This window comes from Rhizocola hellebori, assembly GCF_016862955.1.
Taxonomy (GTDB): Bacteria; Actinomycetota; Actinomycetes; order Mycobacteriales; family Micromonosporaceae; genus Rhizocola; species Rhizocola hellebori.
Genome location: NZ_BONY01000044.1, coordinates 24,379 through 49,837, shown reverse-complemented (window position 1 = coordinate 49,837; position 25,459 = coordinate 24,379). Strand labels below are relative to the sequence as shown.

Annotated in this window: 24 protein-coding genes; 13 read left to right on the top strand and 11 right to left on the bottom strand. The window is 65.9% G+C overall.

Annotation, left to right across the window (positions count from 1 at the left end; translation table 11 throughout):
- Positions 1-9: 9 nt before the first annotated feature.
- Entirely contained in the window at positions 10-345 is a 336-nt protein-coding gene (locus Rhe02_RS30385) for a hypothetical protein (protein ID WP_203911838.1), read from the top strand.
- A gap of 1 nt (position 346) precedes the next feature.
- On the opposite strand, the gene Rhe02_RS30380 is transcribed toward Rhe02_RS30385, so the two are convergent.
- Positions 347-3,430 carry an AfsR/SARP family transcriptional regulator gene (locus Rhe02_RS30380; RefSeq protein WP_203911837.1) on the bottom strand — a complete coding sequence of 1,028 codons (3,084 nt, stop codon included), beginning with the start codon at positions 3,428-3,430 and terminating at the stop codon, positions 347-349.
- A 99-nt stretch (positions 3,431-3,529) separates the two neighbouring features.
- Here Rhe02_RS30380 and Rhe02_RS30375 point away from each other — a divergent pair, with 99 nt between their 5' ends.
- From Rhe02_RS30375 to Rhe02_RS30350, 6 genes are all read left to right on the top strand, one after another.
- Entirely contained in the window at positions 3,530-4,501 is a 972-nt protein-coding gene (locus tag Rhe02_RS30375) for an SMP-30/gluconolactonase/LRE family protein (protein ID WP_203911836.1), read from the top strand.
- A 222-nt stretch (positions 4,502-4,723) separates the two neighbouring features.
- Entirely contained in the window at positions 4,724-6,205 is a 1,482-nt protein-coding gene (locus tag Rhe02_RS30370; protein WP_203911835.1) for a peptidoglycan-binding domain-containing protein, read from the top strand.
- A 181-nt stretch (positions 6,206-6,386) separates the two neighbouring features.
- Positions 6,387-7,481 (top strand): ricin-type beta-trefoil lectin domain protein, encoded by a 1,095-nt coding sequence (locus tag Rhe02_RS30365; RefSeq protein ID WP_203911834.1) that lies wholly within the window; start codon positions 6,387-6,389, stop codon positions 7,479-7,481.
- Positions 7,482-7,593: 112 nt separating this feature from the next.
- A complete protein-coding gene (locus Rhe02_RS30360) occupies positions 7,594-7,947 on the top strand; it encodes an ArsR/SmtB family transcription factor (RefSeq protein ID WP_203911833.1) in 354 nt (117 codons plus the stop codon).
- A 62-nt stretch (positions 7,948-8,009) separates the two neighbouring features.
- Positions 8,010-8,216 carry a hypothetical protein gene (locus Rhe02_RS30355; RefSeq protein WP_308442033.1) on the top strand — a complete coding sequence of 69 codons (207 nt, stop codon included), beginning with the start codon at positions 8,010-8,012 and terminating at the stop codon, positions 8,214-8,216.
- Positions 8,216-9,190: an NAD(P)-dependent alcohol dehydrogenase gene (locus Rhe02_RS30350; RefSeq protein ID WP_203911832.1), complete on the top strand. Its 975-nt coding sequence runs from the start codon at positions 8,216-8,218 to the stop codon at positions 9,188-9,190. The genes Rhe02_RS30355 and Rhe02_RS30350 overlap by 1 nt, the downstream gene beginning before the upstream one ends.
- On the opposite strand, the gene Rhe02_RS30345 is transcribed toward Rhe02_RS30350, so the two are convergent.
- On the bottom strand, positions 9,187-9,480 hold the full coding sequence (locus Rhe02_RS30345; protein WP_203911831.1) for an antibiotic biosynthesis monooxygenase family protein: 294 nt from the start codon (positions 9,478-9,480) through the stop codon (positions 9,187-9,189). The genes Rhe02_RS30350 and Rhe02_RS30345 overlap by 4 nt on opposite strands.
- A 24-nt stretch (positions 9,481-9,504) precedes the next feature.
- Here Rhe02_RS30345 and Rhe02_RS30340 point away from each other — a divergent pair, with 24 nt between their 5' ends.
- On the top strand, positions 9,505-10,383 hold the full coding sequence (locus Rhe02_RS30340) for an LLM class F420-dependent oxidoreductase (protein ID WP_203911830.1): 879 nt from the start codon (positions 9,505-9,507) through the stop codon (positions 10,381-10,383).
- On the opposite strand, the gene mug is transcribed toward Rhe02_RS30340, so the two are convergent.
- A complete protein-coding gene (gene mug, locus Rhe02_RS30335) occupies positions 10,376-10,876 on the bottom strand; it encodes a G/U mismatch-specific DNA glycosylase (RefSeq protein ID WP_308442031.1) in 501 nt (166 codons plus the stop codon). The two genes, Rhe02_RS30340 and mug, sit on opposite strands and share 8 nt — an antisense overlap.
- Before the next feature lie 157 nt (positions 10,877-11,033).
- On the opposite strand from mug, the gene Rhe02_RS30330 reads away from it, so the two are divergent.
- Positions 11,034-13,049 (top strand): glycosyl hydrolase family 28-related protein, encoded by a 2,016-nt coding sequence (locus Rhe02_RS30330; RefSeq protein ID WP_203911828.1) that lies wholly within the window; start codon positions 11,034-11,036, stop codon positions 13,047-13,049.
- A 285-nt stretch (positions 13,050-13,334) separates the two neighbouring features.
- Here Rhe02_RS30330 and Rhe02_RS30325 read toward each other — a convergent pair whose 3' ends face one another.
- The 3 genes from Rhe02_RS30325 to Rhe02_RS30315 all read right to left on the bottom strand — a co-directional run bounded on the left by Rhe02_RS30325 (position 13,335) and on the right by Rhe02_RS30315 (position 16,394).
- Positions 13,335-13,505 carry a hypothetical protein gene (locus Rhe02_RS30325; protein ID WP_203911827.1) on the bottom strand — a complete coding sequence of 57 codons (171 nt, stop codon included), beginning with the start codon at positions 13,503-13,505 and terminating at the stop codon, positions 13,335-13,337.
- Between the two features lie 138 nt (positions 13,506-13,643).
- Positions 13,644-15,191, bottom strand: coding sequence for an AMP-binding protein (locus Rhe02_RS30320; RefSeq protein WP_203911826.1), 1,548 nt, complete (start codon positions 15,189-15,191; stop codon positions 13,644-13,646).
- 12 nt (positions 15,192-15,203) lie between these two features.
- A complete protein-coding gene (locus Rhe02_RS30315) occupies positions 15,204-16,394 on the bottom strand; it encodes an FAD-dependent monooxygenase (protein ID WP_203911825.1) in 1,191 nt (396 codons plus the stop codon).
- A gap of 152 nt (positions 16,395-16,546) precedes the next feature.
- Between Rhe02_RS30315 and Rhe02_RS30310 the strand changes: the two genes are divergently transcribed.
- The gene (locus Rhe02_RS30310) at positions 16,547-17,461 is read left to right on the top strand and encodes a TetR/AcrR family transcriptional regulator C-terminal domain-containing protein (RefSeq protein WP_239124144.1); all 915 of its coding nucleotides are present in this window, start codon (positions 16,547-16,549) and stop codon (positions 17,459-17,461) included.
- Here Rhe02_RS30310 and Rhe02_RS30305 read toward each other — a convergent pair.
- Complete coding sequence (locus Rhe02_RS30305) at positions 17,442-18,041, bottom strand: HD domain-containing protein (protein WP_239124143.1); 600 nt, start codon at positions 18,039-18,041, stop codon at positions 17,442-17,444. The genes Rhe02_RS30310 and Rhe02_RS30305 overlap by 20 nt on opposite strands.
- An 8-nt stretch (positions 18,042-18,049) precedes the next feature.
- Positions 18,050-19,033, bottom strand: coding sequence for a GlxA family transcriptional regulator (locus Rhe02_RS30300; protein ID WP_239124142.1), 984 nt, complete (start codon positions 19,031-19,033; stop codon positions 18,050-18,052).
- A gap of 442 nt (positions 19,034-19,475) precedes the next feature.
- Between Rhe02_RS30300 and Rhe02_RS30295 the strand changes: the two genes are divergently transcribed.
- On the top strand, positions 19,476-20,705 hold the full coding sequence (locus tag Rhe02_RS30295) for an RNA polymerase sigma factor (protein ID WP_203911823.1): 1,230 nt from the start codon (positions 19,476-19,478) through the stop codon (positions 20,703-20,705).
- Here Rhe02_RS30295 and Rhe02_RS30290 read toward each other — a convergent pair.
- Both Rhe02_RS30290 and Rhe02_RS50100 read right to left on the bottom strand, forming a co-directional pair.
- On the bottom strand, positions 20,689-21,360 hold the full coding sequence (locus Rhe02_RS30290) for a hypothetical protein (protein ID WP_203911822.1): 672 nt from the start codon (positions 21,358-21,360) through the stop codon (positions 20,689-20,691). The two genes, Rhe02_RS30295 and Rhe02_RS30290, sit on opposite strands and share 17 nt — an antisense overlap.
- Positions 21,361-21,681: 321 nt before the next feature.
- Positions 21,682-22,167, bottom strand: coding sequence for a transglycosylase SLT domain-containing protein (locus Rhe02_RS50100; protein WP_239124141.1), 486 nt, complete (start codon positions 22,165-22,167; stop codon positions 21,682-21,684).
- A 329-nt stretch (positions 22,168-22,496) separates the two neighbouring features.
- Between Rhe02_RS50100 and Rhe02_RS50615 the strand changes: the two genes are divergently transcribed.
- Positions 22,497-23,918: a helix-hairpin-helix domain-containing protein gene (locus Rhe02_RS50615; RefSeq protein WP_275412654.1), complete on the top strand. Its 1,422-nt coding sequence runs from the start codon at positions 22,497-22,499 to the stop codon at positions 23,916-23,918.
- Complete coding sequence (locus Rhe02_RS30275) at positions 23,915-24,910, top strand: OmpA family protein (protein ID WP_203911821.1); 996 nt, start codon at positions 23,915-23,917, stop codon at positions 24,908-24,910. Before Rhe02_RS50615 ends, Rhe02_RS30275 begins: the two co-directional genes overlap by 4 nt.
- Here the strand turns inward: Rhe02_RS30275 and Rhe02_RS30270 are convergent.
- Positions 24,873-25,430 carry a GNAT family N-acetyltransferase gene (locus Rhe02_RS30270; protein WP_203911820.1) on the bottom strand — a complete coding sequence of 186 codons (558 nt, stop codon included), beginning with the start codon at positions 25,428-25,430 and terminating at the stop codon, positions 24,873-24,875. The genes Rhe02_RS30275 and Rhe02_RS30270 overlap by 38 nt on opposite strands.
- Positions 25,431-25,459: the final 29 nt, after the last annotated feature.

Here is a 25,459-nt window from a genome sequence, read left to right as displayed (position 1 = left end):
GAGGGTGCGTTGAGAAGGAAAGCTGGCTCGATGGCTATGGCGGTGCTGGCCGCGGCGGCGCTTGGGGCGGTGGCTGCGCCGGTGGCGGCCCAGGCCGGAGATACCTGGGGCAGCCAGAACTGCACGCTTTACTCGTTCACCGCGACCCGCGGGGCGATTCAGTGTTACATCGGCAGTTGGCGCGCGCGGGTCAAGGTGGACTGCTACAAGTTTGACGGCACCTACACCGCGCGTTACGGCAGCTACGTCGACGTCGGGACTTCGAGCGCTACGTGCCCGTCGGGCTATGAGGCGGGGGAAGTCTACGCGCAGTACAACCAGGGGCCGACAAAGAAGTTGACCTGACCTAGCGCGCCACGGCAGCCCTGGCCCGGTCCAGGCAGAGGCTGTAGCCGGTCTGTTCACAGATGGCGAGCGCTTGCCGTGCGGCCGACGGCGAGCGCTCGATCTCAGCGATGGTGGTCAGCGCTTGTGCTTCTTCTTTCCGGTACCCGTCCGTGTCGGCGAGGGTCAGTGCTCGGCGAGCCAGGGCAAGGGCCTCATCGCGATCACGTTGTGCGTAGCGCAGCTGGGCCAGCAGGTCGAGCGCCTGCGATTCCGATTGGCGAAGCTCGATGGCCTCGCTTTCGCGCAGGGCCGCCTTGACCGCGTCGGCCGCGTCGGCGAGGTCGCCGCTTGCCCGGTGGATTCGGGCCAGCGTGATTGTGGCGGAAACATGGAGCCGAATGTCATCGATCTCCCGGGACAGCCGGATCGCGGCATCGGCATGTTTGCGAGCCGGGCCAAGGCGCCGCGCGTGCAGGTAAAGATTGGCAAAAGCGTTGGCGGTGATGGATTCGATCGACCGGTCGTTGAGGCTTTCGCTCATGGCCCGAGCCTGCTCGAGCTGCTCGGTTGCGGCCGGTACGGCACCGAGCTCGATGTAGGTAAGGCCCAGGTTGGCCAGGGTGGTCGCCTCGCCGAACCTGTTGCCGGTCTGACGATAGAGATCGATGGCCTCGGTGAGGCGTTCGACGGCTGGATGAAGTGCGCCGAGGTCGCGCAGCAGCAGGCCGATGTTGCCCAGGTTGACCGCGACACTGGCGGGTCGGCCGAGCCGTCGGTTGATGGCGAGCGCCTGTTCGAAGTGGTCCAGGGCGGCTCGAGGTTCGCCACGATCGGCGTGGGCGATTCCGAGACTGCCGACGATGGTGGCGGCACCCTGTTCCCAGCCGGCCCGGCCCGCCTGCTCGCGTGCCTCGCCGAACAGCTCGATCGCCCGTGGCATGCGGCCCGCGCTGCGGTGCATGATGGCCAGGCTGAGCAGCATCGCGGCCCGCCCGCCCGGGTCGTCGGCCTCGGTGGCGGCGGCGAGCCCAGCGGTGGCTGTGGCTTCCCACGCGTTGATGTCTCGAACGATCCAAAAGTAGCCGCGCAACGCATCGGCAAGCTGCCAGGCCATCGAGGGCGGCCCGTGTTTGGCCGCGTACTCGGTGGAGGCGACGAGGTTGGTCTGTTCGTTTCGCAGCCAGGCCATGGCGGCGACCGGATCTGGGTGGATTTCCGCGGTCTCATCGCCGGGATGCAGCCGCACGGTCTGCGGCGAGGCCACGGTCGCCGCGGACCCAGCCATCCGCAGATAGTAGGTGAGGAACCGGTCCACGGCTTGCCGTCTTTCGCGCGGCGCGTCGATGGTCTGCGCCTGGGCCGCCGCGTAGAGCCGGGTGAGGTCGTGTAGCTGGTAGCGGTCCTTCCCGGTGTCGGTGACCAGGCTGGCCTGGGTGAGCGACGTCAAGGAGTCCTGCGCCAGCGAAGGCGGGCCACCGATGAGCGCGGCCACCGCCGCGACCGAGAAGTCTTCAGCCGGCGCCAGCCCCAGGAGGCGGAAGGCGCGTGAATCCGATGTGGACAATGTGGAATACGAGCGGTCGAAGACTGTGCGGATACTCAGTTCGTCGTCTCCCGGCACCGCCAGCGCGGCCAGGCGGTCGCCCCGGGTGAGTTGAGCGACCAGCTCGAAAATGGGCAATTCTCGATGCAGCGCAAGGTTGGCCGCAGCGACGCGCAGCGCGAGGGGCAGCCGTCCACAGGCGGCGGAGAGCTCGGCTGCGGCGGCCGGCTCTGCGGCCACCCGTCCCGGCCCTACGATGCGTGTCAAAAGCTCAACGGCGTCCGTGTCCGGCAGCGGGCCGAGAGTCACACTGCGCGCGCCGTCGCGGGCGACCAGACCGGCCAGAGCGTCGCGGCTGGTGACCACCGCCAATGAGCCTTCCGCAGGAGGCAATAGCGGTCTGACCTGTTCGGCTGATTGGGCATTGTCGAGCACGATGAGCACGCGCTGTCCAGCCAGGGTGGAGCGGTAGAGTGCGGAAGCACCCTCGAGCGTGTGCGGGATACGTTGCTCTGGAACATCGAGGATGCGCAGCAGGCCGGTGATTGCCTCCAATGTGGACATCGGGCGCTGCGAGTCGAAGCCACGCAGATTGACGTAGAGCTGACCGTCCGGGTATCGCGGGGCCACCCGATATGCCCAGTGCACCGCCAACTCGGTTTTGCCTATCCCGCCCGCCCCGCCGATGGCCGTGACGATGACCGAGGCGCTCGCGTTGACAGAGCCTTCGGCTATTCGGTCGAGTTGCGCCAACTCTTCGGTGCGGCCGGTAAAGTCCGGCACCGCCCGGGGCAGGAATCGGCGGCGCAGACCGTCTGCGAGCTGCGACAAACCCGGATCGTTGTTGAGAATCCGGCGATGGAGCAGGTCAAGCTCGCCGCCCGGCTCGGTGCCCAGATCGGTGTTGAGCCGCTGGCTGAAGGCCCGGTAGACGGCCAGGGAATCGGTCTGCCTGCCACATCGGTGCAGCGCGAGCATGAGCTGGCCGGCCAGTTTCTCGCGTAACGGGTACCCGTCAAAGGCTTGAAGTATCTCGTGGACAACTTCGGCGTGCCGGCCAAGCCGCAATTCAATGGTGAAAAGCGATTCGAGCGCATCCGCCCGCTGCGCGTCGAGCTGGGCACGGGACTGCTCGACAAACGCGCCGTTTATCCCGCCGAGGGGCGCGCCGCTCCACTGCCGCAGGCCTTCTCGCAGGCTCTGCGCGGCGGCTTCGCCCAGCTGCTCGCGCGATCGCTGAACCAGGTGGCGAAAGGTAGAAAGGTCAACATTTTCCGGTGAAGTCGTGAGGTGGTACCCAGCTGGGCCGCCATGAAGCCGATCCGGCACGGTCGGCTCGCGCAGGCTGGTGCGCAGGGCGGAGACGGCGTTGTGCACCTGGCTGCGGGCGGTGGCCGGCGCGGCACCCGCCCACATCGCCTCGATCAACTCCTCGACAGGAACCGGCCGGTTGGTGTGAAGCAGCAGATAGGCCAGGATCGCGCGACGCTGGGCGCGGCCGAAGCCGACCGGACGACCGTCGATGGATGCCCCGACCGGGCCAAGGACCGTGAACCGCACTTCTCGATCCTCTCATTGAGGGTGTTTAAGGATCTCCCCACGCAGGTACGCACGGGACACACGTCATCGACAGATGCAGAAACTAGAATGGAGGCTCGCATGAAACGCGCCATCCTGGCAGCGGTTGCCGTTGCCTGTATGGTCGCCGTGGCGGCGGCACCCTATCCGGTAGCGCAGGCCAACGAGCCTGTGTCGGCGCCGGACGTCCTGGCACTTCCTGGTGACCAATTCTTTCCGGAGAGCATCGCCTCCGGCCCGGACGGAACGCTTTACGTGTCAAGCCTGGTGACCGGGGAAATCGTCCGATTCCGGCCCGGATCAGCGGTCGCCGAAGCCTTTGTATCCGCTGACGTGAACATCGGCACTGGCGGTGTCGCCGTCGACGCTCAGCGTAACGTGCTGTGGGCGTGCGCGGTCGACATCACGTTCCAGTCGACATTTATGTTGCGCGCCTTCGATTTGCGAACCGGTGCGCTGAGGGCTAGCTATCCGGTCGCCGACGAAGGTCTCTGCGCCGACCTCGCGCTGGCCAATGGCGATGTCTACGTGACCGACGCGACGGACCCGACAGCGGTGCCGCTGCGACCGGCGCGCCTGCTGCGGCTGCGCACACCGGATCCGCGCCAGCCCACCGGTGGGGTCCTGTCGGTGTGGTCAGCTGATCCTCTCTTCACCGGCCAAGGCGGAACCCTGCAGATCGACGGTATCGCCTTCGACGGCGGCTCGACGATTTATTTGACCAACGTGAGTACCGGCCAGATGCTGAAGGTCGGCATCGCTCGCGACGGGTCGGCGCTGCCGGCGGCCGAGGTGAACTTCGGGGAGCTTTTCTCGTCCCCGGACGGGATCCGCATGCTCAACCGCTTCGAGTTGCTTGTCGTGGAACTGACCGGCCGCCTGTTGCGGGTCAACGTGGTGACCAGAACGAAGACTGTCCTGCGCGAGGGCCTGGACGAGCCAACGGCCGTGGCCATCACCCGCACGGGCAAGTGGGTCACCGAAGGGCAGGTGTTGCGCCAGCAATCCGGTGAGCCACCACATCTGCCGTTCAAAGTGCGCCGGGTGCAATAGGCGGGAAGTATAGGGGCCCTGCTGGCAAGCGTCGCAGAATCTGTGAAGTGGCTGGTGGGGCCCGGTGGAGTCGCTACCGTCGAGATCATGGTTGTTAGCTATAGGCGATTGCCCAATGTCGTAGCCGGACCTCTGGGCGAACGAATGATTGCATTCTTTGAGAAGTACTATCCAGAATCTACCGAGCTCTATGTGACTTCCGCCAGGGACGGAGACCATGGCATGAGCTCCCACCACTACGGCTTGTCGTACAACGGCTGGCCGACTGCCGCGATCGACCTCGGCGGCTATGACGACATCGAGTCGAACACCAAAGACCAGGAAGACATGGGCCGGGCGGCCGACTGGATATTCGAGTATTTTTCCGATCTGACCGTCGAACTCATCCACACTCAGCCGCACAACGACCACGAAACCTATGTGCGCGACCAGGTTCGAGTCCCACCGTATGCCGCCGCCGACCACGTCAACCACATCCACTGGGCCACTTCAACGGAGTTGATGGACCGCATCGAGGAACGAGCCCGGTCCCTGTGGGGCGACGGTTCAGGGCCGGTCAAACCCGGCGGAGGCGTCGATCCGCAGGAATTCGACCTCCCGCCGGGCCACTACTACGGACTGATCGACGGACCGGCCGAATCGCATGGCGGCTACTACGCCGTCGAGCGGCCGGTGGTCAGGCGCATCCAGGAACGCTTGCAGGCACTCGGATTCGCGCCCAACGTGGCCGGCTGGGCGGACGGCCTTTTCGAGGAAGCCACCGAGTCGGCGGTCAAGTCGTTCCAGACAGCGCAGGGACTGCCGCCAGACGGACGAGTCAACCACGAAACGTGGGACAAGCTCTTCGACAGCGAGACGAAGAAGCAACCGGGGCCCGGCCCGACCGGCATCATGTTCGGCTGCGACATCTACGATTTCACTGTCCAGAACGGACTGACCGAGAACCACGTGCGAAGCTTCGTGGAGAACGGCGGGCTGACCTTCATCAACGCCAAGTTCTGGGAGCAGGACAAGGACGGCGCGACCTACCCGCATAAGAAGGCCGCCAAGATGCTTCGGGTGGCAACCGAAGCCGGGCTGCCGTTCCCGTGTGGTTTCGTCGCTCCGCGCACAGGTGTCAGCCCACAGGTAACGGTCACCAACCTCATTGCCTTTGCCGACAGCAACTTCCCGATGTGGCGCGAGCATCCCGGGTTCTGGTGGCAGGTGGATGTCGAGCACTGGGCGGACGCGAACGGTGACGTTTACGACCCTGTCGACATCAATCTCGGCGTCGCCGTCGCCAAACATCTCATGAAGGAAGGCCAGAAGCCGGCATTCCTCTACGCGGCTCCGTGGGCATACCACGACACGGTTCCGAACTACCAGGGCCGGAAACTCTGGGCGTCCAACTACAGCGGCTCAGGGGCAAGCCGCGACTACCGCGAGATGTATCTGGGCGACAACGCTCCCGGATGGAAGAGCTACTCCGGGTCCGTGCCCACCATCAACCAGTTCTGCTCCGACGGAAAGGTCAACGGCTGGGGGCCTCTGGTCATGTCGGCCTTCCGCGGTGGGCAGGAAGACTTCCGCCGCGCACTTGGCGAAGCACTGGCGCCGTACAAGAAGAAGAGGATAGAACGGCCGACGCCTGAGCCGGTCATCCGTCTCAACGGCGGCCCGCGCGAGCGCACGCTGGTGGCAGCGAGCGTGTACAGGCACTAGCCAAGTCGATATAGGGCGAGCCCACGGCCGGTTTCCGGCGGTGGGCTCGCCGCCGTTTGGCGCGCCGACCGTGCCGCTCGGCGCAATTACGAGCACGAGGTGACGCAAGACATCGATAACCATGAAATACCTTGGGGTGTCGCGCTCTTGCCCGCAGAGCGGAAACTCGAAGGGAGAATTGATGCGAAGGCTCACCTCCACGCTATGCGCCGCCACCCTCGCGGCCGCATGCGTCCTGCTGGCCCCGGCACCGGCATACGCCGAGACCAACGGCGGGGTCAGGATCATGCCGCTCGGTGACTCGATCACCGATGGCTTCAACGTGCCGGGCGGCTACCGGATCAACCTGTGGCAGCAACTTGCCTCGGGCGGGTACACGGCCGACTTCGTCGGCTCGGGGTTCAACGGTCCGGCGAACCTCGGCGACCACGACCACGAGGGTCACTCCGGGTGGCGAATCGACCAGATCGACGCCAACATCGTGACCTGGTTGCGCAACACGAATCCGCATACCGTGTTGCTGCATATCGGTACCAACGATGTGAACCAGAACTTCGATGTCGCCAACGCGCCCGCCCGGCTGTCGGCGCTCATCGATCACGTCCTGGCCAACGCGCCCGGCGTGGAGCTGTTCGTCGCGCAGATCACGCCCGAGTCCAACGCCACGCAGGAAGCCCGAGTCCAGGCCTACAACGCGGCGCTGCCGGCGATCGTGGCGAGCAAGGGTACGCGCGTGCATCTGGTCGACATGCACAGCGCGCTGACGACGGCCGACCTCGCCGACGGGGTGCACCCCAACGCGACCGGATACAACAAGATGGCCGCGGTCTGGTACAACGCGCTGCGTTCGGTGCCGGGAAGCCTTGTGCCATCGGGGCCCGCCATCGGTACCCCGGCAGCATTGGTAAACCCGAACTCAGGTCGCTGCCTTGATGTTTCGGGCGCCTCGACGACAGCCGGATCGGCCGCCATCATCTGGGACTGCCACGGCCGGGCGAACCAGCAGTGGACCCGCACCGCAGCGGGCGAGTTGCGCATCTATGGCACGAGCTGTCTCGACGTGTCCGGTGGCGGAACGGCCAACAACACCAACGTGATTATCTGGCCGTGTCATGGCGGCAACAACCAGAAGTGGACCTTCCGGCTCAACGGTACCGTGCTGGGCAACGCAGCTAACAGGTGTCTCAACCTTGCCGGCGGCGCGTCCGCGAACGGCACCCGCGTGCAGATCTTCGACTGCAACGCCACCGCCGCCCAGCAGTGGGGCGTGCGCTAGATCCGCTGGGCGTCCGGTGCTGACCGGGCGCCCACTTCTTTACCCTTTCGCCGGTTGATGGGACATGCTAGCGTTTCATGTGTAAGAAAGTTCTGACACGTGAAGGAGCGCTATGACACCGCGGCGGCCGACCGGTGACGAACTGGTCGAGATGCTCGCGGCGCTGGCCAACCCGCTGCGGCTGCGCATCGTCGCCCAGCTGGCGGTGGTCGGGCGGGACTATGTGAGCCACCTGGCTCGCGAGATCGGCATCAGCCGGCCCCTTCTTCACATGCACCTGCAACGGCTGGAGGCGGCCGGCCTGATCGTGGGCAGCCTCGAGCTCTCCGAAGACGGCAAGGCGATGAAGTTCTTCGAGGTTGCCGACTTCGACCTGCATCTGAGTGCGGCCACGCTGGCCGAAGCGGTCGCCACCCTGACCCCACCGGACTCCGACAAGGGTCCCTCACACAAGGAGCGCTCCTGATGGACTTCAACACGTGGCCGAGCGTGATTTTGACACTTGGCGGGTTCGCGCTGATCACCCTGATGTTCCTGGCGATCATGGCTTCGATCCACGAATTCCGCAAGCTCAAGGTGACCGCCGCGCAGGAGGATGGCTTGCGGCAATTGGTTCGCCGCTACGAACAGCTCTCCGAAAACACTTTGGACACCCAGCAGCGCGTCGCCGCGGATATGGCCGAGCTGCGCGCGCGAACAGCATCCATTGAACAGATCCTGAGGACGGTGGAGTGATGAAAGCCATTACCCATCGCGGGTACGGCCCGCCGGAACTGCTCCGGTTCGAAGAGGTGGACCCGCCCGTGCCCGGCGATGGCGACTTGCTGGTGAGAGTGCACGCAGCCGGGGTGGACAAGGGTGTCGCGTATGTGATGAGAGGCGAGCCCTACCTCGGGCGTTTGGCTTTCGGGCTGCGCAAGCCGAAGCGGCTGATTCTCGGCCGGGATGTCGCGGGAACCGTCGAAGCGGCTGGCAAGCAGGTCACCGGTTTCAAGCCGGGCGATGAGATCTACGCCGAGATCGACGGCGGCAGCTACGCGGAATACGTATGTGTGCCAGCGCATCGAGCCGCGCTCAAGCCCGCCAACCTAAGTTTCGCGCAAGCCGCGGCGGTGCCGGTCTCCGGCAACACCGCACTGATGGGGATACGGGACAGCGCAAAAGTGGTGCCGGGGCAGACTGTTCTGATTATCGGCGCCTCCGGCGGTGTCGGCACCTTCGCCGTTCAGATTGCCAAATCGCTTGGAGCACAAGTAATCGCCGTGTGCAGCACAGGCAAGATAGACCTGGTCAGGTCGATCGGCGCTGACCGTGTCATCGACTACCGCAAAGAAGACTTCACCACCGCACGGCAGCGCTACGATGTGATACTCGACCTGGCCGGAACACACTCCCTCGCCGCGCTGAGGCGTTCCCTTGCCCCGCAAGGGACTCTAGTGCTCTCTTCGGGAGAGGGCAGTCGCTGGATCGGTCCCATGGGCCGCATCTTCCACGCGGTCGCCGCGTCCCCGTTCACCCGCCAAAAGCTGCAGCCACTGATAGCCAAACCCAGTGCCGCGAACCTCAATGCACTGACAGAACTCTTCCAAACAGGCAAAGTCACCCCGGTCATCGACCGGACCTATCCACTGAGCCAAACCGCCGACGCGCTGCGGCGCTTCGAAGCCGGTGCCGCCCGCGGCAAACTCGTGGTAACCGTCCTCGATTAGGTGCTGGCGATGACCGAATAGCGAGTCGCCGATGCCACAACGATTTCCAGCGCCACGTAGCGGGCGTGAACGTCGACGGCTTCCTCACCCTGAATCGCGGCCGCGCTGTCTTCACGGCTGCGCCAGGTGTCCATGATGACCAGCTCGCCCGGGGTGCCCGCATCCAGTACACGGAAGTCAATGAAGCCTTCATTGACCCTGATGACGGAAAGCATCTCCTCGCTCAGGAACTTGGCGACCTCCTCGTGCTTGGTGGGCGGGAAGGTCAGATGCAGGATCGCGGCGTACATGGGGGAGACAGTAACGTTGTGCTCGTGCAGGTTGGAGTGGTTTTTCCGCAGACCGAGATCGGGGCCGACCCGGTCGTCATCAGGGCCTACGCGGCCGCCGTCGAAGAGCTGGGCTTTCAGCACATCCTGGCCTACGACCACGTGGTGGGGGCCGATCCCGAGGTCTACCCCGGCTGGTCCGGGCCCTACGACATCGACACCACGTTCCACGAACCGTTCGTGCTCTACGGCTTCCTCGCCGCGATCACCTCGCTGGAGATGGTCACCGGCGTGATCATCGCGCCGCAGCGGCAGACGGCTCTGCTGGCCAAGCAGGCCGCCGAGGTGGACATCCTCACCGGCGGCAAGTTCCGGCTCGGGGTCGGCCTTGGCTGGAACCACGTTGAATACGAGGCGCTGGACAAGGACTTCTCCAATCGCGGGCGTCGGATGTCCGAGCAGATCGAGCTGCTCCGGCTGCTGTGGACCCAGCGCAGCGTGACCTTCGCCGGCCGGTTCGAGACCGTCACCGGCGCCGGCCTGGCCCCGCTGCCGGTGCAGCGCCCGATTCCGATCTGGATCGGCGCCTCCACCGTGCCGGCTCTCAAACGCGCCGGCCGTCTCGCCGACGGCTGGTTCCCCCAGCTGCCGCCGGGCGAAAGGTTCACCGAGGCGCTGGCCGTGGTTCACGAGTCAGCCAGGGCCGCCGGCCGCGACCCGGCCGCCATCGGGATCGAAGGGCGAGTCGGGCTGTCCAAGGGGGCCGAAGCGGCAGCGAAGGGCGTCAGCGACTGGCGTCTAGCCGGAGCTACCCACGTCTCGGTCAACACGATGGGTTTCGGTGCCACCGGCGTCGACGCCCACATCGCCGCGCTCGCCGAGGTCGCCCACCTGATCGGTTTGCCCCGAAACCCGGTCAGCTGAACGCCTTCTCCCGCAACGCGGCGAACTCGTCGACGAGGCGCGGCAGCGTGTAGTGGGCGTTAAGGCCGCTTGGGTTGGGTAAGACCCAGACCCGCGTTTGGCCGATGGCTTGTGCCTGCTCGCCGACCTGCGCGCGGGGCGCGGCGAAGGCGGAACGATAGGCGCCGACGCCCAGCACCGCCAGCCACGATGGCGCGAACTTGCCGACCTTGGCCACCAGCAGCCGGCCGCCCGCGATGAGCTCTTCGCGGGTGAGCTCGTCGGCTCGCGCGCTGGGGCGGTCTACGACATTCGTTATTCCTATTTGGTACCCGAGAAGACTGCTTTGTTGTGAAGGGCGCAACTGAGCGGGAGTAAAGCCGCTTTGGTGCAGAGCGGGCCAGAATCGGTTGCCGGGACGGGCGAAGTGGTGGCCGGTCGCCTCCGACATCAGGCCGGGGTTGATGCCGCAAAACAGAACGCGCAGCCGGGGAGCGATGACGTCGGGGAGCACTTGACGATGGTAGACGGGCGTTCCATTCCGGAAGCAATCGTGCAAGAAGGAGACTGAACGTCGAATAAATCTGACGAGATTGTTTCAAACATCTTGCGGGACGATGTCCGGAAGCCTAGGGTCACCTCAATCTCTTCCGAGAGAAACGAGTCACTCGATGTTCAAGAACATCAACCAATTCACCATCGCCCTCGCCACGGCTTCGGTCGTGGTCGTCGGCGTGGCTGGCAGCGCCAACGCCAGCCCCAGCGCGCCCGCCAATCCCGCGGTGACACGAGCCGCACTTGATCCGGCGCTGGTCGCCGGGCGCGGTGCGAGCGTCAGCTTCCTCGAGCAGGAAGCGGAGAAGGCGGCGACCAACGGCACGGTCATCGGGCCCGACCGCACGGCATACACCTTGCCGGCCGAGGCTTCCGGCCGTTCCGCGGTAAAGCTGTTGCCGGGGCAGTATGTCGAGTTCACGCTGCCGCAGGCGGCCAACGCGATCACTGTCCGCTACAGCCTTCCGGACGCGCCGAACGGTGGGGGTATCACCGCGCCACTCGATGTCAGCGTCAACGGCAAGAACCGAAAGACAATGACGCTCACGTCGCAGTTCGCGTGGCTCTACAACCAGTATCCGTTCGCCAACGACCCCAACGCCGATCTGCTCCATCCGGATTGGTGGGTCACCGAATGCGCGTGTGTACCGGCGTTCACCACGCCGGCGCCGGTGTTCGCCAAGCCTTTCCGCCCGACCCACTTCTATGACGAACAGCGGCTGCTGCTCGGCAAGACGTACAAGGCGGGCGACAGGGTGCGGCTGACCGCCCCGGCAGGCAGCAACGCCGCGTGGACAGTCATCGATCTTCTCGATTCCGAGCTGGTCGGGCTGCCCTATGTGAACCTCGTGGCAGCCAACGTGCTGCTGTTCGGAGCCGACCCGACGGGCCAGCGCGAGTCCTCCGACGCCATCGACCGTGCGATCGCCTTCGCGAAGCGCTGGCACCTCGAGGTCTACATTCCGCCCGGCACGTATCAGGTGAACCGTCACATCGTCGTTGACAACGTGACGGTCAAAGGCGCCGGTAACTGGTACACCATCATCAAAGGCAAGCAGGTAACCCTGCCCGCGCCGTTGCCCGACAAGTCGATCCACACCGGGGTCGGCTTCTACGGCAAGTATGTCGCCGATGGCGGCAGCAGCAACGTGCACCTCTCCGGTTTCACGATCGAAGGCGACGTGCGCGAGCGCATCGACGACGATCAGGTGAACGGGATCGGTGGCGCGATGAGCGACTCCACCATCGACGGCCTCTACATCCACCACACGAAGGTCGGCCTCTGGTTCGACGGTCCGATGAACAACGTGAAGGTCACCAACAGCATCATCGCCGACCAGATCGGCGACGGGCTGAACTTCCACGGTGGCGTCACCAATTCGTTGGTAGCCAACAACTTCGTACGCAACACCGGTGACGATGGCCTGGCCATGTGGGCGCAGCCCGTGACGAACTCGAACAACACGTTCGACCACAACACGGTGCAGACCCCGGTGCTGGCCAACGGCATCGCGCTCTACGGCGGATCGGACCTCACCGTCTCCAGCAATCTGGTGGCCGACCCGATCCGCGAAGGCAGTGGTCTTCACGTCGGATCACGGTTCGGGGCGGAACCGTTCGGTGGGACGATCCTGCTCAAGGACAACACCACCGTCCGGGCCGGCACGTTCGAGCTGAACTGGAACATCGGGCTCGGCGCGATCTGGCTCTACGCACTGGATCGCAACATCGACGCGAACACGCAGGTGGTCGGGAATCACTTCCTCGACAACACCTACAACGCGATCATGCTGGTCTCCGACTGGCCGGTGAAGGACCTGGTCTCGATCTCGAACGTCCACTTCAAGGACGTCCGGGTCGACGGCACCGGCACCTCGGTGGTCAGCGCACGCGTAGCCGGTTCGGCCTCGTTCGAGAACGTGGACGCCCGCAACGTGGGTGCCGTTGGCATCAACAACTGTGGGTCGTTCAACTGGCCGGCCACCGGCTCGGAGTTCTCGCTGACCGATCTGGGTGGCAACGATGGTGGCGGAACCACGGGTCCGTGGTTCGGCTCCTGGCAACTGCCAAACACCATCACCTGCAACGACCGCCCGCCGATTGTGGTACCCCCTGCACCATCACCCTGGTGAGAAAAGCGGCCCGGCTCCGAAATGGAGCCGGGCCATTTTCCTTATGGCTGCAACCACAGACCCGCGATCGCGAACAGGGTGGCGTGATCGGTCAGCGCCGCCACGTCTAGCCCAGCCTCGAGGTGTCCAGCCCGACGAACCCATAGTTGACCTCGTGGGCCGCGGGCGCGGGGTGATCGTGGTGGCAGTGGTGGTGATGGGAGTGTTCACTCATAGACCTACATCTAAGTACTCACCGGTGACCAGCACCACCCCACGACGTCGACGATCAGGAAAACACTCGCCTCACGTCGCCCGCTTCTGCTCCCAAGGCTTCTCGAGGGCGTCGAGCCTCGCCAGGTGCTCGCGGTGGCGGCGCGCCGAGTCAACCCAACCCTTGGCCTCAGCCTCCTCCGCCCAGGCGCGGATCTCTGCGATGTCGTCCTCGTACTCAGTGCGCCATAGTGCGTGCAGCACAGCGATATGGTCCTCGAGCGGCTGACCTTGGCCGTGAGGTCCATCCGGGTGAACTCATCCTTGACACGTTGCTCGTCCATCTGTGTCAACCTCCCCGTGTGCTTGATGGGGACAGTGAAGCACGGTGGGGTGACAGTTTTAGAGGGTGGCGCGGAGGTCTTTGCGGAGGATTTTGCCGGAGGCGGATTTGGGAATGGTGTCCACAAAGGACACTGCACGTACCTTCTTGTACGGGGCCACTCTTTCGGCCACGTAGGACATGATGTCCTCGGCGGACAGGGTGCTGGCCGGGGCGAGCGCGACGAAGGCGTGCGGGATCTCCTCGCCGGTGGCGTCGTGGCCGGCGACCACGGCCGCGTCGGCGATGCCGGGGTGGGCCAGCAGCACAGCCTCCAGCTCGGCCGGCGGGACCTGGTAACCCTTGTATTTGATGAGCTCCTTGACCCTATCGACGATGAAGAAGTCGCCCTCGGCGTCGACGAGCGCCAGATCGCCTGTGTGCAGCCAGCCTTCGGCGTCGATGGTGCTTGCGGTCTCCGCGGATTTTCCGAGGTAGCCGAGCATCACCTGGGGGCCGCGTACGAGAAGCTCGCCCGGCTGGCCAGGGCCGAGGTCTGCGCCGGTGGCCACGTCGACGACACGGGCTTCGGTGTTGGGCAGCAGGCCGCCGATCGAGCCGGGTTTCGCCGAGGCGGTGCCGAAGGGCTGGGCGTGGGAGACCGGCGACAGCTCGGTCATGCCGTAGCCCTGTTGCACGGCGCAGCCGAGCCGCTCGGCGCAGGCCGCGGCGAGATCGCCGTCGAGGGGGGCCGCACCGGACATGACCCACTGCAGGCTGGAAAGGTCGTGTTCGGCGACGGCCGGGTGCTTGGCGAGGGCCAGCACGATCGGCGGGGCCACCAGCACCCGGGTAACCCGTTGCTGCGCAAGGGCACCGAGGAATTCGTTGAGGTCGAAACGGGGGAGCACGACGATGGTGGCGCCCGCGGCCAGGGCCGCGTTCATGACCGCGGTCAGGCCGTAGATGTGGAAGAAGGGCAGCACCGCGATCACCCGGTCTTGTGGGGTGTAGGCGATGACGGGCTGGAACTGGGCGAGGTTGGCCACGAGGTTGCGGTGGGTGAGCATGACGCCCTTGGCCACTCCCGTGGTGCCGCTGGAATAGGGCAGCACGGCCACCGTCGTCTTTGGATCGATTGCGACACTCGGCGTTGGATGGTCGTTGCCCATCAGGCCGACTACTGTTTGGTACCCCTCAAAGGAATCGCAAAGAAAGATCTGCTCGACCTGACCGGAGGCCTGTTCCACCCGGTCGAGAAACGCGGAGATGGTGACCAGGAAACGCGCGTTTGAGTCGCGCAGCTGGGCGCTGAGATCCTTGCCGGTCGAGAGCGCGTTGACGGTGGTGACCGTGGCGCCGGCCTTGAGCGCGGCGTGGAAGACCACCGGGTACAGCAACGTGTTCGGGCTGAACAGGGCCAGCACTTCACCGGGGCGCAGGCCCGCTGCGGCCAGGCCCGCGGCCAGCCGGTCAACCCCGTGGGCGAACTCGGCATAGGTCATCGTCTGACCGTTGCGGCCATCGATGAGTGCGGGGTGATCGCCCCGCGCCGCAGCTCCGGCGAGGACGTGTTCATGCACGGTGGATTCGGGGATCTCGACGTCGGCCCAGCTGCTGCGAATCATCCTGAATGCATATCAGCCGTATTGCTTGAGGGCAATGGCTCCGGACTTCGCCGCCTGCCTGGCCATGACGCCGCGCATCGGCCATCTGGTCATCATGCGCATGGACAGGTTCCTGAGGCTAATCATGAACTGGAATCTAGGCGCCAGCCCGTTGATCCCGCCGGGCGGCAATTCCATGGCCTGCTGGATAAAGGGCTTCATTTCTTCTTGGTACCGGTGAAAAGCCCCCTCGTGATCCTCGCGACCTGACGCAAGCTCCCCCGCGAGCACGTAGGCCCCGATCAGAGAAGCGCTCGTGCCGAGGCCGGACAGCGGAGATCCACAATGGGCGGCGTCGCCGACGAGGGCGACCCGGCCCCGGGACCACTGCGGCAGATGCACCTGGCAGATGCTGTCGAAGTAGAAGTCGGGCGCTTCCCACATGGCGGCCAGCAGCTGAGGAATCCGCCAGCCCACGCCGGCGAAGGTGCGGGCGAGGATCTCCTTCTGTTCCTGGATGTCCTTGCGGTCAAAGGAAAGCGTCTCGGTGGCGAAGGTGAGCGAGGCCTTCGCGGTGTTGCCGCGTTCGGGCCGGATCCCGGCGCAGAGCCCGCCGGAGGCGTTGAACATGAGGAACCAGTCGTCGAGGTCGCCGGGATCGGGGACGGTGAAGTATGCGGTATAGCCACCGAGATAGTGCAGGAAGTCCTCTTCCGGCCCGAAGGCCAGCGCGCGCACTCCGGAGTGGACGCCGTCAGCGCCGATCACCAGATCGAAGCCGCGCACCGTGCCGCTGGCGAAGGTCACCTTGACGCCCTCGGCGTCCTCGTCGAGCGCGGTGATCCGGTCACCGAACATGTAGTCGGTGAAGCTTTCCGTTGCGCGGTAGAGGATTTCGCTGAGGTCGCCCCGCATGATCTCGATTTCGGCGACGATTCCCTCGCCGCCGAAGGCTTCGGCCGACAGCCGTGCCTTGACCTTGCCACGTCTATCGACCAGGGCGAAGCCGCGTTCGGGCACGCTCGCGGCGCGGATCTGCGGCATGAGGCCCATCTCCTCGACTACCCGGCGGGCCACCCCGCGGATGTCGACGGCGTGCCCGCCGGGCCGCAGGCCGGGAGCGACCTCGACGATGGTCGGCTGGAAGCCCCGTTTGTGGAGCCAGAAGGCGAGGGCTGGGCCGGCGATGCTGGCGCCCGAGATGAGTACTGTTCTGTTGCGCATGGTGGACCTCCGCTGGTTGTGTACGCTGTATGCGAGCTGGTGCGTACACCGTAAGCAGGCCCCTGGAACACCCGCAATGTGTACTAGTACAGCGGCTTGGAGCGGGCCACGTCGGCCGGCTCGGTGTACTAGTACTGCAAGCAGGAGGAGCCGTGGCGAAACCCCCGTACCAAGTGATCGCCGACGAGATCCGGCAGCGGATAGCCAGCGGCGAGCTGGCGGCGGGTGCGCGCGTGCCGTCGGCCCGACAGATCACGGCGCAATGGTCGGTGGCCATCGCCACCGCCACCAAAGCGCTGGCTGTGCTGCGCCAGGAGGGCGTGGTCAAAGCCGTACCGGGGGTCGGCACGGTGGTCGCCGGTCAGGCGAAGCTGCTCGCGGCCGCCAACGTGGACTCGCCCAGCCTGCTTGACCGGGCTCGGATAGTCGCCGTGGCCATGCAGATCGCCGATACCGAAGGCTTCGCGGCCCTGTCGATGCGCCGGATCGCCACCGAGCTGAACGTCGCGACGATGTCGCTTTACCGCTACGTCCGGGGCAAGGATGAGCTGGTCCTGCACATGATTGACGCCGCGTTCGGGGAGAGCCCGCCACCGCCCCCGCCGCAGGGCTGGCGCAACAGCCTCGATCTGGCCGCCCGTTTCCTGTGGGCGCTTTTCCGTCGGCACCGCTGGCTGGCCTCGGTCATGTCGCTGACCCGGCCACAGATGGCGCCCAATGGCTTGCTATACACCGATTGGGTGCTCAACTCGCTGGACGGGCTCGGCCTTGACGAAGAGGCCATCATCCATATCCACGTCATGCTGTTCAGCTATGTGCGCGGGCTGGCGACCAGCCTGGAGGCGGAAGCCGAGGCGGAACAGGACACCGGCCTGACCAACGACGAGTGGATGGTCACTCAGGAATCCACCATCCGGGCCATCCCCGGCCTGACCGAGCGCTCAGTGTTGATGCGCATCATGCTCGCCTCCAATGTGGCGCTCGATCTCGACTCGCTTTTCGACTTCGGTCTGAAGCGGCTGCTCGACGGGCTGGCAGTGCTCATCGCTAGTCATCGAAAGGGGTAGCGGCGACCAGGTCCTTGAAGTGGAATTGTTTGACGTAGGTGGCGATGCGGGAGCCGGGCTTGAGATCGGTCTGGCGATCGATCAGCTCGCTGAGCAACTGCTTGAACCCGAGCCGGGGATACTGCTCCAACGCCTGTTCCACGAAATGCTTGGGCAGCTCGTCCAGGCGTAGCCCGAGCACGTCGACCGATGCGCCGATGCTGACCCCGACCACCTCCGGTCGCGGGTCCTCCGCCGTGGAAGCCTTGAGGTGCAACGCTATCGCCTCCTTCACCAGGCTGGTCAACTCGGGCGCGGCGCCCCACTGAGCCAGCTGCTCGGCCGCGACCGCGGCGCCGCGCTTCTCGAACGGGGTGACCCCGTCTTCCCAAGTCTCGGTCAAACCAAGGTCGTGCAGGATCGAGGCGAGGTAAAACGCTTCGGTGTCAAAGCTTTTGTGGGCCTGGTTGAGCAGAGCCGCGCCGAACAGGTAGGTGCGACGGCAATGGTTCACCAGCGGCAGCGGCGAGCAGCCGAGCACAAAGGCGTTCGCCGCCTGCGCCAGAGCCGTGTCGGGGAAGGTGGGGATGTCAGCGGTCATGGGAGCTCCTAGAGCCGGAAACGATGTCTGTATTCATTGGGTGTGGTGCCGAGACGACGCCGGAAAGTGCGGTAAAGCGTTTCAGCAGAACCGAACCCGCATCGGGTCGCGACGACTTCGATCGGCGCGTCGGTCTCCTCCAGCAACCGGCGAGCCGCCTCGGTGCGGCTCGCCTCCACAAAGGACGCCGGGGTGGTTGCGGTCTGTTCGGCGAATACCCGCGCGAAATGTCTTTCGCTCATGTGCGCGCGGCGGGCCAGGGCTGGTACCGACAGGTCGGTGGCGAGGTTGCCCACCACCCAATGCTGGAGATCCCGGATCTTTCGCGATCGCGGTTGCGGGGTGGCGGCCGGTGCGGCGCTGAACTGGCTTTGATGACCGGGCCTGCGCAGGTACATCACCAGCCAGCGAGCCACCTCGCGGGCCAGCTGCTCGCTGTGGTCATCGGCGACCATCGCCAGCGCGAGATCCATGCCCGAACTGACCCCGGCACTGGTCCAGATGCGTCCCTCGCGGACGAAGATGGGATCCGGATCGACCTCGATCTCGGGATGTTCCTGCGCCAGCAGGGGCGCGGTAAACCAGTGGGTGGTGGCTTTGCGGCCATCGAGCAGGCCCGCCGCGGCAAGCATGTGCGCGCCGCTGCAGACCGAAGCGACCCGCCGCCACCGCGGCGACGACTCGGCCAGCCAGCCGACCAGATTCGCGTCGATGACCGGGCGCGGCCCGTTCAGGCCGTGCTGCAGCCCGCCGGGCACGATGACGGTGTCCACCGCGCCGGTCACGGTGGCCCAGCTTTCGTCGGCGATCAGCTGAATTCCGGTTGATGTCCTAATTGGACCAGTCTGCTCGGCGACCAGCCCAACCCGGTAACCGTGCGCACGCCGGCCGGCGAGCCGTGAGGCGGCGGCGAAAACCTCGGCCGGCCCGGTCACGTCAAGCATCCCTACGCCGTCGAATACGGCTATCAGGATCCGTCTCGCACCTCGCACTCCCACAGCCTGCCTGGCCGAGGTCATGGCGGCAACGCCACAACTATGGCAATTTCTGCCAGCCGGGGCGCCGTGTGCACGATCCATGCCCGGCAGGCCTCCGGCGGTGTCGGCGAAGGCGAATGGTTCCAGGCCGACCATCGGCCCGTCACGCGAACCGCCGCAGGTGGGCCATGCCTACCCCGCACCTTTGCTCTGCACCCATAGGCGCAACTTCATGGTCAATGTGCGTCTATGGGTGCAAAGCAAAGGTGCGGCGAGAGCGGTGTCCCCCGCTGGTCGGCGGCGCAGCCGCCGGGCGCGACCATGCACGGGCCGAACGTTCGCCGCCGGGAGATACGGCGCGCAACCACGGCGAGCCGGCGCAAGGAAGGGTTTGAACCCGATGTCCGGGCCGGGGGCGGCGCTCCGACGTCCATACTGAGAGGGGAGATGAGAGGGCATGGCCGAGATCGAGGAGCTGCTGCGCAGCCTGACCCCGCAGGTGCTCGCGGCGGTGGTCAGGCGCTATGGGCACTTCGACGCGGCCGAGGACGCCGTGCAGGAGGCGTTGCTGGCGGCGGCGCTGCAATGGCCGAAAGAGGGGATGCCGGACAATCCGCGGGCCTGGCTGATCACCGTGGCGTCGCGGCGGCTGACCGATCTGTTGCGCAGCGAGCAGGCCAGGCATAGCCGCGAGGAGACGGTGGCCAGGTGGGCGCTGGCCTCCGATTGGCTGGCGCCGGCGGCGGACGGGCCGGTGGGCGACCGCGACGACACGCTGATCCTGCTGTTCATGTGCTGCCATCCGGCGCTGTCACCGGCCTCGCAGATCGCCCTCACGCTGAGAGCGGTCGGTGGCCTCACCACGGCCGAGGTGGCTCGGGCATTTCTGGTGCCGGAGGCCACGATGACGCGCCGCATCACCCGTGCCAAGAAGAGCATCAAGGAAAGCGGGCTGCCCTTCGGGCTTCCGCCGCAAGGCGAGCGCTCCCAACGACTATCAGCGGTGCTGCACGTGCTTTACCTTATTTTCAATGAGGGGTACGCGACAACCGCCGGCCCGAGCCTGCAGCGTACCGAGCTTTCGGGTGAGGCGATTCGCCTGGCGCGCATGGTGTACAGCCTGCGACCCGACGACGCGGAGGTGGCGGGTCTGCTGGCCCTGATGCTGCTGACCGATGCACGGCGGCCCGCGCGCAGCGGCCCGGACGGAGTGCCGATTCCCATGGCGGAGCAGGATCGTAGCCGCTGGAATGCCGCCTTCATCGAGGAGGGGGTAGCCCTCGTCACGGCGGCGCTGCCGCGTGGACCCGTTGGGCCCTATCAGATTCAGGCCGCCATCGCGGCGATCCACGACGAAGCCCCCACCGCCGAAGCGACCGACTGGCCGCAGATTGTCGGGCTCTACGAAGTGCTGAGGCAAATCTCCGACAACCCGATGGTGTCGCTCAACCACGCCGTGGCGGTCGCCATGGTGGAAGGTCCCCAGCCGGGTCTGGATCTGGTGGCGGCACTCGAATCGGACGAGCGGCTGGCCTCCGATCACCGCTTGCATGCGGTGCGCGCCCATCTGCTGGAGATGGCCGGGCAAATGCAAGCGGCGCAAGAGTCCTACGAACGGGCGGCCCGCCTCACGACGAGCCTCCCGTTGCAGCGCTACCTACACCGCAGAATCACGGGAAGTAGGTGACCACGACGCCGTTGTCGTCGGGGTCGCCGATCCGGCAAATCTTGCTGTACTTCGCCAGCACCAGCTTGCCGTTGCGGGCATCGGACTCGTTGTTGAAAAGCTGCAACGGGTTGTTGTGGTCCAGGACCCGCCAGCCGTCGTTGCCGCCCATGTTCTCCACGGTCAGGTTGTTCTTGTCGTAGTTGCCGCAGTTCTCGTCGGGGATCGACGGATTGTTGCCCGAAGAGTCACGCCAGTATTCGAAGATGTATTGGTTGCTTTCCTCGCGGGTGTTGCCGCGGCCCAGGAAGCACAGCTTCTTGTATCTCTTCGCCAGGGCAACACCTTGCTGGCCAATGTTGCTACCGGGTCCACCGGCCAGGCGCAGCAGCTCCTTGCCGCCATCTCTGATCATGTAGAACCCGGCTTCGTAGACACTGGTGACGTTGCCCGGGTTGTAGGTGATGCAGGTCTCCGGGGTGGGCCACACCGGAGCGGCTGGAGGCGCGCTGCTGGTCGCCGGCTTCGGCGTGGAGGCAGTAGCTCCGGCGGATGCCGTCGCCACCGAGGAGAACTCCGGCGCCGGGCCGGCGTTGTCCGACTTGCTGTCACAGCTAGCGCCGGTGGCCAGGAGAAAGACAATGGCCAGCGGGGCGGCAAGGGTAAGGCGACGCATACCGCCTCACGCTAGGCGGACGGTGATCCGCGCGCAGTCAGGAAGGCGTCTGCGCAACAGTCGCGTCCTTGCTCAGAACCGGCTTCGCAAGGCCCGCACACTCTCTATATAGGCATGGTTTATGTAGTACCCGGGGACATCATCGGTGGCGGATTTGTCGACAGTTCCGTGGCCCACGTTATAAGCGGAGATGACCGCGTTGAGCAGACACCATTCCTTGTAATCGGCCAGGTCGGGATCCTGCGAGCAGTCTTCCTCGCGCAGGGCGTAATCGCCTTGCAGGCCGTCGAAGTATTTGTCCGCAAAGTACTTGATGAGCCATTACAGGAATTTGCTGCCCTGCATCGCATTCCCGCTGACTGTCCGCAGGTCGTAGTCCGGATCGAACTTCGTGTTCATCCAATCGGAGGTCGACGGAAGCACCTGCATCGCGCCGACCGCCCCGACGCACGAGACGATGGCGGACTGCCATCCGCTCTCCTGCTCGGCGATCGCCTTGATCAGGTTGACCGGAAGGCTGACCTGGGACACGGTCCAGAAACGCTTGGCGGCGGCGGCGTCCAGAGCGACTCCTACCTCCGCCCTCGGCGCGTTGGTGCCCTCCAAATGGGACTGACAGCCGGGCGGTTTGGTCGGCGGCGGAGGCGGAGCCGGCACCGAGCTTGCCGCGGGCTTGGGGGTCGGCTTCGGCTTGGGCTTGGGGCTGGCCGATTTGCTGGGCGAAACCGACGGCGACGGTGCCTGGGTGGGCGCCGAGGTCGGCGACTCAACAACAGACGGAGAGGGAGACGGCGTCTGAGAAATCACAAACTGCGCATTTGCCGCGGCACCTGGGTCGCCTCCGCCGGATAGCAGTAGGACACCACCACCCGCAGCCGCTAGCACTACCAACACCATTCCGGCAATAACCGCATACCTGCTGTTTATCCGCACTATCCGTCCTCCCCGTCTCAAGCCCGACCACCGTAATCCCATAGGGGCACTATCGCCAGGCGGGTTCACCGGCCGCTTCGCGGTTTGATCACGCCGAGGGTCCGGCTTTATCAAGCGATCGGACCTCGCCATCGAGCCGTCGAATGTGGAAAGCTCCCCCCGGATATTCGGCCGCTTGTGGGCGGAACGTGGAGGTTGCAGCGGTGGCATGGTTTATCGGACAGTCGCTTTTGGTCATTGCGGCTGCCTTCTTGCTGGGCATTCTCGTCGGCTGGCTGATCTGGGGCCTCAGACGTGATGGCCCCCAACCTGCCATGTCAAGCCAGGCAGCCATGGCGAACGTCACGCCCTCACCAACCCACGACACCCCCACCGAAACCCACAAAGCCCCCGACCCACCCCTCCTCGCCGCCCCCGACCCCGAGCCGGTCACGGCTCAAGCCGACCCAGAGCCGGTAGCTGAGCCAGAGCTTGAGCCAGAGCCGGTCGCTGAGGCTGAGCCGGTGGCCGAGGCGGAGCCGGTAGCAGAGCCGCAGCTTGAGGTTGAGGCCGACCCGGAGCCGGTAGCAGAGGTTGAGCCGAAGCCGGTGGCTGCAGCGGAGCCAGTGGCCGAGGCAGAGCCGGAGCCGGTGGCTGCAGCGGAGCCAGTGGCCGAGGCAGAGCCGGAGCCGGTGGCTGGAGCAGAGCCAGAGCTGGTGGTTGTGCCGGAGCCGGAGCTGGTGGCAGCGGTTGAGCCAGAGCCGGTCGCTGCGGCGGAGCCGGTGGCTGAAGCAGAGGCGGAGCTGGAGCCGGTGGCTGCGGCGGAGCCGGTGGCTGAAGCAGAGGCGGAGCTGGAGCCGGTGGCTGCTGCTGAGCCGGTGGCAGAGGCGGAGCCGGTGGTTGAGCCAGAGGCTGAGGCTGAGGCAGAGGCAGAGCCGACGGCTGAGGTTGAGGCGGAGGTTGTCGCTGCGGCGGAGCCGGTGGTTGAGGCGGAGCCGGAGGTAGAGCCGGTGGTGGCGGCTGCTGGGGATGGGGTGGCGGCGGAGCAGTTGCGGGAGGCGGCGGGAGCTGCTGCTCAGCGGGCTGCGCTGGCTGAGGCGGAGCTTGAGCCTGAGGGTGAGCTGCGGCAAGAGCGGGAGGCCGCCGCCGAGCGGGAGGCCGTGGCTGAGATCAGTGCGGCGCTGGAGCAGGAGGGCGAAGCTGCGCCTGAGGACGAGACGATAACGTTAGCCGGGCTGAACGACCCGGCGGCCGAGCCCGAGGAGGCCGCGGGGGCGGCTGAGCCGGAGGCTGCTGCGGTAGTTGACGAGACAGACACGGCGGAGCGAGAGGTGACGGTCGCGTTGGCGGGGGAGATGGAAGCGGCTGCGGAGATTGCGGAGCGGCGCGACGATCTGGAACGGATCGAGGGGATCGGGCCGCAGATGTCGGGGGCGTTGCTTATGGCCGGAATTCGCACCTACGAGCAACTCGCTGCGGCGGATCAGGGGACGCTGCGGCGGGCGATCGAGTCTCGGGGGCTGAAGTTCGCGCCGAGCCTGGTGACCTGGGCGCAGCAGGCACAGCTGCTGGCCGACGGTGACGAGGAAGGGTTTGCCGATCTGACGCGCCGTCTGGTCGCTGGGCGAGATGAGGGCAGATTGTGAGCGCGGCAACGAGGCGTCCGGCGTGGGTAGCCGCCGTGGTCGCGATCGCGGGGCTGAGCGCGATCGGTGTGGCGCAAGGGTTTCCGAACCGTGATGCGATCGAGGACAACCTGACCCAGCGGTCGTCGGCCGCGCTGGAGCAGGCCGGTGTGTCCGGGGTGCAGGTGAGCTTCGTGGGCCGAGACGGGACGCTGCTAGTCCCGACGCAGGCCGAGGTGGACCGGGCGCGGACCATTGTGGCGGCGGTGGAAGGGGTGAGAGTCGTTGAGGCCCGTGCGGTTCAGGCGCCCAAGCCGGCGCGCTCCCCGGCCGTCACGATCAAGGTTGACTCTGCGCGGGTGACGATCGAAGGCTCCGTACCCGACCAAACCATCAAAAACACGTTGACTGCCATAGGAAACGGGGAGAACCTCACCGTCGACCCCGGTGTGAACGACACCGGGCTGGCCGGGCTGCCGGGGATAGTGCACGCCATGGGCACCAAGGCGATCGACGCGAGCATCCTGCTGCGCGACGGCGAGATCACCCTCACCGGCACGGTGGAGTCGGTGGCGGTGCGCGACGCCATCGTGGCCGCGGCGGGTCAGGCGGTTTCGGCGAGCAAGGTCACGGACAGGTTGCAGGTGAAGGCGCCGGTGGGGGTCCAGCGGGAGCTGACCGACCTGCCGAAGATCACGTTTGAGAACGACCTCGCCACCCTGACCGTGGAAGGTCAAGCGGCCGTGGTCAAAGCGGCGGAAATCCTGCGCGCCAACCCGAACGCCAAGGTGCGCATCGAGGGACATACCGATAGCAATGGCACGCCCGAGTCGAACCTTGTGCTGAGCCAGGCGCGCGCCCAGGCTGTCCTGGATGCCCTTGTGGCGCAAGGGATCAGCGCAGACAGGATGACCGCGGCCGGCTTCGGTGAGACGCGGTTGCAGGTGCTCGGCTCGACGCCGGAGGATCACGCCATCAATCGCCGGGTGGAGTTCGTGGTCGCGTCGTCGTGAACGAGAACGTGATGATCGGGCCGTCGAAGCTCCACTGTGGCTCGCCGTCGATCTGACGGGACATTTTGCGGATAAGCCGCAGCGCTGGGGTGTTGCCGGCGTCGAGGTGCAGCTCGACGCCGTCGATGCCGTGCTGCGGTGCGACATCGAACAGGTGCCGCATCATGGCCGTGCCGATGCCGCGGCCTTGCCACGAGTCCTCGACCAGGATGGCCGCCTCGGCGCAGGAGCCCTGGCCCACGAGGTTGGCCACGGCGATGACGCAGGTGTCGACGGCGACCAGGCTGCAGCCCTGTGCAGGGGAAACCAGCTGTGCCAGCTGCGCCGGGGTCGGCCGGAAGGTCCCGGAAAGATAGCGATAGCTCAAGCTGCGCGCGGTGCATCGCTCGTGCATGGCCACGATGGCGTCCACGTCGGACGGATCGGCGAGCCGGATGGTGGGCGGGGCGGGCGCTACCTGCAAACGCTTGTAGCGGCGGCCAATGACGACGTCGGGAGCCCACTCTATGTCGAACGTCATAGTCACGAGCCTGGGCTATGATGACCGTC